9 protein-coding genes are annotated in these 8,173 nt (G+C 74.4%); 2 read left to right on the plus strand and 7 right to left on the minus strand.

Features of this window, described 5'->3' with window-relative positions; translation table 11 throughout:
• Positions 1 to 184 precede the first annotated feature (184 nt).
• From ACFQ8C_RS35585 to ACFQ8C_RS35595, 3 genes are read right to left on the minus strand one after another with little or no spacing between them, the layout of a single operon-like run.
• Positions 185 to 1,102: an NAD kinase gene (locus tag ACFQ8C_RS35585; RefSeq protein WP_383465901.1), complete on the minus strand. Its 918-nt coding sequence runs from the start codon at positions 1,100 to 1,102 to the stop codon at positions 185 to 187.
• Positions 1,099 to 1,914 carry a TlyA family RNA methyltransferase gene (locus ACFQ8C_RS35590; RefSeq protein WP_383465903.1) on the minus strand — a complete coding sequence of 272 codons (816 nt, stop codon included), beginning with the start codon at positions 1,912 to 1,914 and terminating at the stop codon, positions 1,099 to 1,101. The genes ACFQ8C_RS35585 and ACFQ8C_RS35590 overlap by 4 nt, the downstream gene beginning before the upstream one ends.
• Before the next feature lie 7 nt (positions 1,915 to 1,921).
• The gene (locus ACFQ8C_RS35595; RefSeq protein WP_383465905.1) at positions 1,922 to 2,179 is read right to left on the minus strand and encodes a hypothetical protein; all 258 of its coding nucleotides are present in this window, start codon (positions 2,177 to 2,179) and stop codon (positions 1,922 to 1,924) included.
• Between the two features lie 42 nt (positions 2,180 to 2,221).
• On the opposite strand from ACFQ8C_RS35595, the gene ACFQ8C_RS35600 reads away from it, so the two are divergent.
• Positions 2,222 to 2,569, plus strand: a complete 348-nt coding sequence (locus tag ACFQ8C_RS35600) for an SCP2 sterol-binding domain-containing protein (RefSeq protein ID WP_383465907.1) — start codon at positions 2,222 to 2,224, stop codon at positions 2,567 to 2,569.
• Here the strand turns inward: ACFQ8C_RS35600 and ACFQ8C_RS35605 are convergent.
• The 4 genes from ACFQ8C_RS35605 to ACFQ8C_RS35620 all read right to left on the minus strand — a co-directional run bounded on the left by ACFQ8C_RS35605 (position 2,558) and on the right by ACFQ8C_RS35620 (position 6,768).
• On the minus strand, positions 2,558 to 3,475 hold the full coding sequence (locus tag ACFQ8C_RS35605; protein WP_383465909.1) for an ABC transporter ATP-binding protein: 918 nt from the start codon (positions 3,473 to 3,475) through the stop codon (positions 2,558 to 2,560). The two genes, ACFQ8C_RS35600 and ACFQ8C_RS35605, sit on opposite strands and share 12 nt — an antisense overlap.
• A 44-nt stretch (positions 3,476 to 3,519) precedes the next feature.
• Positions 3,520 to 4,554 (minus strand): FecCD family ABC transporter permease, encoded by a 1,035-nt coding sequence (locus tag ACFQ8C_RS35610; protein WP_383465911.1) that lies wholly within the window; start codon positions 4,552 to 4,554, stop codon positions 3,520 to 3,522.
• Complete coding sequence (locus ACFQ8C_RS35615; protein ID WP_383465913.1) at positions 4,551 to 5,606, minus strand: FecCD family ABC transporter permease; 1,056 nt, start codon at positions 5,604 to 5,606, stop codon at positions 4,551 to 4,553. Before ACFQ8C_RS35615 ends, ACFQ8C_RS35610 begins: the two co-directional genes overlap by 4 nt.
• Before the next feature lie 88 nt (positions 5,607 to 5,694).
• Positions 5,695 to 6,768: an HAD hydrolase-like protein gene (locus ACFQ8C_RS35620; RefSeq protein ID WP_383465915.1), complete on the minus strand. Its 1,074-nt coding sequence runs from the start codon at positions 6,766 to 6,768 to the stop codon at positions 5,695 to 5,697.
• An 82-nt stretch (positions 6,769 to 6,850) separates the two neighbouring features.
• On the opposite strand from ACFQ8C_RS35620, the gene ACFQ8C_RS35625 reads away from it, so the two are divergent.
• A complete protein-coding gene (locus tag ACFQ8C_RS35625) occupies positions 6,851 to 8,143 on the plus strand; it encodes a DUF1015 family protein (RefSeq protein ID WP_383465916.1) in 1,293 nt (430 codons plus the stop codon).
• Positions 8,144 to 8,173 lie beyond the last annotated feature (30 nt).

The raw sequence follows: 8,173 nt of genomic DNA on the forward strand, positions 1-8,173 counted from the left end.
TTTTTTTATAAGAGACCCCCCGTATCCGCAACTCCACCAGCACGCCCCAGACCAACCGTGGTTACCGTGCCGCGACGCGACAACCCCCCCGGCCCGGGCCCCCCCGGGGACCGGTCGACGGACCGGTCCGCGGGGCGATCGGCCACCGGACGACGGCCGGACGGCAGCCCGGTCGGCGGGCCCGTCAGCGGGGGGCGCCCCGCCAGCCCGAGACCGGCAGGGCGAACTTGGCGACGAGCCGGTCGGTGAAGGAGGCGTGGTGGAGCCGGGCGAGCCGGACGGGGACGGCGCCCCGCCGGACCTCGACCCGGGCGCCGGCGGGCAGCTCGACGGTCCGCCGCCCGTCGCACCACAGCACCCCGTGCGGGGTGTGCGGCTCGACCTCGACGGCGAGGACGGAGTCGGGGGTGGTGACGAGCGGCTTGGCGAAGAGCGCGTGCGCCCCGATCGGCACCATGAGCAGCGCCTCCACCTCGGGCCAGACGACCGGCCCGCCGGCCGAGAAGGCGTAGGCGGTCGAACCGGTCGGCGTCGCGCAGATCACCCCGTCGCAGCCGAAGCCGGTGACCGGCCGCCCGTCGATGGCGAGGACGACCTCCAGCATCCGCTCGGGGGACACCTTCTGCACCGCGGCCTCGTTGAGCGCCCAGTCGCTGTGCAGGACGTCGCCGTTCTGGTAGACGGCGACGTCGAGGGTCATCCGCTCCTCGACCTCGTACGCCTTGGTGACGACCCGGTCGACGACCTTGTCGAGGTCGTCGCGCTCCGCCTCGGCGAGGAAGCCGACCCGGCCGAGGTTGACGCCGAGCATCGGCACGCCGGAGGCGCGGGAGAACTCGGCGCCGCGCAGCAGCGTCCCGTCACCGCCGAGGACGATGATCAGTTCGCAGCCGTCGAGGGCCTCCGGGCAGTCGTCCGGGATCCGCTCCACCGAGGGCGGCAGCGGCAGGTCCGCCGCCTCGGCCGCCAGGACGCGGACGCCGATGCCACTGCGCAACAGCCCCAGGACGACGAGCTCGGCGCTGCGCACGGCGGCCGGCCGGCCGGTGTGCGCGAGCAGGAAGACGCTGCGTGCTGCCTGTGGTTCCGCTGATGCTGTCAACGAGGTCCCTCCGCCACGGCGCGGTCGACGTCCGCCGGATCGAGTGCGGGCGCGCCGGCCCGCAGCCACAGAAAGTACTCGACGTTCCCGGACGGCCCGGGCAAGGGGCTGGCGGTGACGCCGAGCACCCCGAGCCCCAGCTCGGCCGCCTGCCGGGCGACGTTCTTCACGGCGTCGGCGCGCAGCTCGGTGCTGCGCACCACCCCGCCGGAGCCGAGCCGCTCCTTGCCCACCTCGAACTGCGGCTTGACCATCAGCACGAGGTCCGCGTCCGGTGCGGTGCAGGCGGCCAGCGCGGGCAGCACGAGCCCGAGCGGGATGAAGGAGAGGTCGCCGACGACGAGGTCGACGGGGACGCCGTCGAGGGAGTCGAGGGTCATCTCGCGCACGTTGGTGCGGTCCTTGACGGTGACCCGGTCGTCGCTCTGGAGCGACCAGGCGAGCTGTCCGTAGCCGACGTCGACCGCGACGACGTGCGCGGCGCCCGCGCGCAGCAGCACGTCGGTGAAGCCGCCGGTGGAGGCACCGGCGTCGAGCGCCCGGCGGCCCTCGACCACCAGCCCGCTCGGGACGAAGGCGGCGAAGGCGCCGGCGAGCTTGTGGCCGCCCCGCGAGACGTAGTCGGGGTCGGAGTCGTCCTGGGAGACGACGATCGCCGCGGCGGTCTCGACCTGGGTGGCGGACTTGGTGGCGACGGTCTTGCCGACGGTCACCCGGCCCGCGGCGATCAGCTGGCCGGCGTGCTCGCGCGAGCGGGCGAGTTTGCGCCGGACCAGCTCGGCGTCGAGTCGGCGGCGTGCCACTCCTGCCACGTTGGGTTCAGCTCCTGGGGTCGTGCGGACGGGATGCGGAGGCGGGGTGCGCGTCGAGCGTGGTCAGCTCGGCGCGCAGTCCTCGGTGTACATCCTCGTACACCGCGAGGTGTCCGTCCGCCGGGAGGTGGTCGGCCTCGGCCAGCCGCTCCAGGAGCGCGTCGACGGCCGGCAGCCCGGTGGGCTCCCGGTCGACCCCCAGCGGCGCGGCCGCGGGCTCGTCCGCCGCCGGATCCGTACCGGCGTCCGTCATCGCTTCGCTCATGCCCCGACGCTACCGCGAAGCCCTGGGGTACGGTCGACGGCGATGGCGACGATCACGGAGTGCCGCGAAGCACTCGACAAGCTGGCGGGGAACCTCGCGCGCGCGGACGGCGACGTGCGGGGCGCCGCGGCGCTCGACCGCACCCTGAGCTGCCACCTCACGGACCTGGACACGACCTTCACCGGCCGGCTCGCGGGCGGCCGGATGACCGTCGGGTCGACGGTCACGGGCCCGCCGCCGGAGAAGGCGCAGATCCGGCTCGCGATGACCGGCGACGACCTGGTCGCGATGGTCGACGGCCGGCTGAACTTCGCCAAGGCCTGGGCCTCCGGCCGGGTCAGGCTGGAGGCCGGCTTCCGCGACCTGCTGCGGCTGCGCTCACTTCTGTAGCGCGGCCTCCTGGCCGGAACCCTCGGCGGACTCCCCCGCCGCCTGCTGCCCGGAACCCCCGGCGGGCTCCCCCGCCGTCTCCTGCGCGGGCACGGCCCGCCGGGCCCGCGCCTGCCGCCCGGCGGGAACGACGAGCGGGGTGCCCGTCTCCGGGTCGTCGATGACCTGGCAGCGCAGCCCGAAGACCCGCTCGACCAGCTCCGCGGTCACCACCTCCGACGGCGGGCCCTCGGCGACGACCTCGCCGCCGCGCACCGCGATGAGGTGGGTGGCGTACCGGGCCGCGTGGTTGAGGTCGTGCAGGACGGCGACGAGCGTCCGCCCCTGGGTCTCGTGCAGCTCGGCGCAGAGGTCGAGGACGTCGATCTGGTGCTGGATGTCCAGGTACGTGGTCGGCTCGTCGAGCAGCAGCAGCGGGGTCTGCTGGGCGAGGGCCATCGCGATCCACACCCGCTGGCGCTGCCCGCCGGAGAGCTCGTCCACGAACCGGTCGGCGAGCTCGGCGACCCCGGTGGACTCCATCGACTCCTGCACGATCCGCTCGTCCTCCGGCGACCACTGGCGCAGCAGCCCCTGGTGGGGGTAGCGGCCGCGGGCGACGAGGTCGGCGACGGTGATGCCGTCGGGCGCGATGGACGACTGCGGCAGCAGGCCGAGGGTCCGGGCGACCTTCTTCGCCGGCAGGGAGTGGATGGACTGCCCGTCGAGCAGCACCCGGCCCTGCGTGGGCTTGAGCATCCGGGAGAGGGCGCGCAGCAGGGTGGACTTGCCGCAGGCGTTGGGCCCGACGATGACGGTGAAGGAGTTGTCGGGGATCTCGACGGACAGGTCGCGGGCGATGACCCGCTGCTCGTACGCGAGGGTGACCGACTCGGCCCCGAGCCGCTGCCGCTGCCGATCGCTCATGGGGGTACTCCTGGTGTCCTGGTTCGTGTGGTCCTGGGGCGCGCTCATATCCGGCCCGCCTTGCGTTCGCTGACGAGCAGCCAGAGCAGGTAGCAGCCGCCGAGGATGCCGGTGATGACACCGACGGGCAGCTGCCGGTCGCCGAAGGCGTTCCCGGCGATCCAGTCGGCGCTCAGCAGCAGCGCGGAGCCCATGACGGTCGAGACCGCCAGGTTCGGGCCGGGCGCGCGGGTGAGCCGGCGGGCCAGCTGCGGGGCGCTGAGGGAGACGAAGACGATGGGCCCGGCCGCCGAGGTGGCGACGGCGACGAGCAGCACGGCGGAGGCCATCAGCACGATCCGGGTCCGCTCGACCTTCACGCCGAGCGCGTACGCCGCGTCGTCGCCCATCTCCAGCATCCGCAGCGCCCGGCCGTGGCCGAGGACCAGCGGCACGAGCACGCAGCAGACGGCGAGCAGCGGCCAGAACTGGGTCCAGTCCCGCCCGTCGAGGGAGCCGGTCATCCACACGGTGGCGCGGGTGGCGTCCACCAGGTTGGCCTTGGTGATGAGGTAGTGGATGACGGAGGTCAGCATGGCGGCGGCGCCGATGCCGACCAGCACCAGCCGGTAGCCGTGCACCCCCCGCTTCCAGGCGAGCAGGTAGATCGCGACGCCGGTGAGGACGCCTCCGACGACCGCGCCGAGGGCGGTGGCGACGGCGCTGCCCTGGAAGAGGACGATCACGGTGAGCGCGCCGACGGTGGCGCCCTGCCCGAAGCCGATGACGTCGGGGCTGCCGAGCGGGTTGCGGGAGACCGACTGGAAGACGGCCCCGCCGAGGGCGAGCGCGCCGCCGACGAGGATCGCGACGAGGACCCTCGGAAGCCGCAGCTCCAGCACCGCGAACTCCTGGACGACGGTCCCCCTGCCGAGGAGGGTGTCGAGGACCTCCCCCGGGGTCATCGGGAAGTCGCCGGTGCAGACGAGGACCGTGCCGACGGCGAGGGTGAGCAGGATCAGCCCGAGGCCGGAGAGCGCGGCCCGCGGCACGTACCGTACGGAGACTCCGCCACCGGTCCGCAGGGTCTTGGTGGTCACAGCTGGGCCATCCTCTTGCGGCGTACGAGTCGGATGAAGACGGGCCCGCCGACGAGGGCCGTCACGATGCCGACCTGGAGTTCGGCGGGCCGGACGAGGACCCGGCCGAGGACGTCGGAGCCGAGCAGCAGCACCGGCGCGAGCACGGCCGCGTACGGCAGGATCCACCGCATGTCGGGCCCGGTGATCGCACGGACCATGTACGGCACCATCAGGCCGAGGAAGACGATCGGCCCGCAGGCGGCCGTAGCGGCGCCGCACATCAGGGTGACGGCGAGCATGGCGACGACCCGCGTCCGGTTGACGCTCACGCCGAGCGCCCGGGCCGCGTCGTCGCCCATCTCCATGGCGTTGAGCGGCCGGGCGATCCCGAGCGCCAGCACGGCGCCGACGAGGATGAAGGGCGCGACCCGGCCGACGGTGTCCATGTCGGCGGAGGCCAGCGAGCCGACGGTCCAGAAGCGGAGCCGGTCGAGGGCGGCCGAGTTCAGCAGCTGCACGGCGTTCACGAACCCGTACAGGGCGGCGGTGGCGGCCGTGCCGGCGAGCGCGAGCCGCACCGGCGTCGCGCTGCGGCTGCCGCCGAGCGCGTACACGACGACGGAGACGACGGCGGCGCCGACGAAGGCGAACCACACGTAGTCACGGACGTCGGTGACGCCGAGGAAGGCGATGGCCGAGACGACGGCGGCGGCCGCGCCCGCGTTGACTCCGAGCAGCCCGGGCTCCGCCAGCGGGTTGCGGGTCAGCCCCTGCATCACCGCTCCGGCCAGGCCGAGCGCCAGGCCGACGAGCAGCCCGAGCAGGGTGCGCGGCATGCGCACGTCGTGGATGACGACGTCGTTGCCGACGCCGCTGTCGTGGAACAGCCCGTGCCACACGTCGCCGAGCGGCACCGGCTTGGCACCGATCATGATGCTGAGGACACAGACAAGCAGCAGGGCGCCGACGGCGGCGAGCAGCCCGAGGGCGCGCACGGAGTTCCGGCGCTTCGGGGACTGCCCGGACTTCACCGGCTCCGCGCTCGTACGGGAGGGACTCTCGACCAACACCCGGTTAGGTTAGCCTACCCAATATTGATCTAGCAGGGGTCGGTGGCCCCCAAAACCGGGAGACCACCGCCACATCCCGCCCCGGGACCTACAGCCCGAGCCGCGCCAGCGCCTTCCCCGCGTCCAGCCCGCACGCGCCCGCCCCGGCCCACGTCCACGCCGCCCCGCACAGCGCCCGCACCCCGTCGAGCACCTCGGACCCGCCGACGTCCTCCGCCCCTTCCAGGACGAGCGCGTCCCCGCGCGCCGAGGCCCGCCACCCCCCGCACCGGAAGGCGCCGTCCCCGTCGGCCACGACCTCCGGCTGACCCACGAGCAGCCCCCGCAGATCCGCCGACACGTACGTCGGCCGGTGCTCCGGCACCGCCGCGAGCAGCGCCGCCGCGTCGGTGACCCCGGTCAGCACCAGCAGCGAGTCGACCCCGCCGTGGAAGGCGCCCTCGATGTCGGTGTCCAGCCGGTCCCCGACGACCAACGGCCGCCGCGCCCCCGTCCGCAGCACGGTCTCCCGGTGCATCGGCGGCCGCGGCTTCCCCGCGACCTTCGGCTCCACCCGGCCGCCGGTGGCGATCCGCACGACCTCGACGGCGGCGCCGTTCCCGGGCCCGATCCCGCGCGCGCCGGGGATCGTCAGGTCGGTGTTGGAGGCGTACCAGGGCAGGCCCCGCCCGATCGCGTACGCCGCCTCCGCGAACCGGCCCCAGGCCATGTCCGGGCCGCCGTACCCCTGCACGACCGCCACCGGCTCGTCATCGGCCGACTCCACGGGCACCAGCCCCCGCTCGCGCAGCGCCACCCGCAGCCCCTCGCCGCCGACGACGAGCACCCGGGCCCCCGCCGGCACGTCCTCCGCGACGAGCCGCGCCACGGCCTGCGCCGAGGTGACGACGTCGTCCGGCTCGGCCGGCACCCCCAGCTCGGTGAGGTGGGCGGCCACCGCGTCCGGCGTCCGCAGCGCGTTGTTCGTCACGTACGCCAGCCGCATCCCGCCGTCGCGCGCCGTCCCGAGCGCCTCGACGGCGTGGGGGATCGCCGCCCCGCCCGCGAAGTACACGACCCCGTCGAGGTCGAGCAGCGCCGTGTCGTACGCCTCGCTCAGCGCGACCGCGCTGCCGCCGGGCCGGCTCCGTTCCGTCCGCCGCTCCTGGCCGTCTCGCGCCATTGCCACCCGCTCCTCACTCACCGCCGGGAAACCCCGCTCCCCCGATCATCGCTCATGCCCGCAACCCGCCTACGATGACGAGATGAAGACCTCAGGTCACGCGGCCGACGACGTCCGCGACGACACGGCGGGGCTGCGTCTGCATGCCTTCCGCGGCATCCGGTACGTCCCCGACCGGGTGGGCAGCCTCGCGGCCGTCACCTCCCCGCCCTACGACGTCGTCGTACGACCTGACGGACTGCTCCACCTGGAATCCGCCGATCCGCACAACATCGTGCGGCTGATCCTCCCGCAGGCGGTCACCGCGGGCACCCGCCACCGCAAGGCCGCGGTCACGATGGACCGCTGGCTCGCCGAGGGCGTCCTCGCCCCCGACCCGGCCCCCGCCCTGTACGTGTACGAGCAGCAGGGCGACGGCATCCTCCAGCGCGGCATCATCGGCGCCCTCGAACTCACCACGCCCGACGAGGGGATCGTCCTCCCCCACGAGGACGTCATGCCGCACGTCGTCGAGGACCGCGCCGCCCTGATGCGCACCATGGCCGCCAACCTGGAACCGCTGCTCCTCACCTACCCGGGCGACGGAGACGGCGCCGACGAGGTGATCGCGCGCGCGGTCCAGCGCGAGCCCCTGCTCGCGACGACCACCGAGGACGGCTTCCACCACCGGCTGTGGGCGGTCACCGACCCGGCCGAGCAGGCGGCGATCACGACCGAACTCACCCGCCACCAGGCACTCATCGCGGACGGGCACCACCGCTGGGCGACCTATCTGCGGCTGCGGGACGAGCACCCCTCCCCCGGCCCCTGGAACCAGGGCCTCGTCCTCCTCATCGACACGGTCCGCTACCCCCTGCGGGTCCGCGCGATCCACCGCCTCCTCAGCCGCCTGCCGGTGGCGGACGCCCTCGACGCGGTCGGCGACGCCTTCCGCGTCCGCCGGGTCGAGCGCCCCCTCCCGGAGGCCCTGGAGGCCCTCGCCGAGGCCACCACGGAGGGCAACGCCTTCCTCCTCGCCGGCGACGGCGCCTTCCACCTCCTGGACCGCCCGGACCCGGCCCTGCTGGCCCGCACGATCCGCGCCGACCGCCCGGAGGCCTGGCGGACCCTGGACGCGACCGTCCTCCACGCCACGCTCCTGGAGCACGTCTGGCACGTCCCCGACGCCCCCGAGGACATCGCCTACATCCACGACACGGCGGCGGCCGTCGCCCAGGCGGAGCGCCGCGGCGGCACGGCGGTCCTCATGCACCCGGTGCGGGAGGAGGTCGTCCGCGACCTGGCCCGCCAGGGCGTCACGATGCCCCGCAAGTCGACGTCCTTCGGCCCCAAGCCGGCGACGGGCCTGGTCCTCCGCAGCCTCGCCCTCGACTGACGCCCGTACGGAACGCGGAAGGGGCCGCAC

This window comes from Streptomyces sp. NPDC056503, assembly GCF_042794995.1.
Lineage (GTDB): Bacteria > Actinomycetota > Actinomycetes > Streptomycetales > Streptomycetaceae > Streptomyces.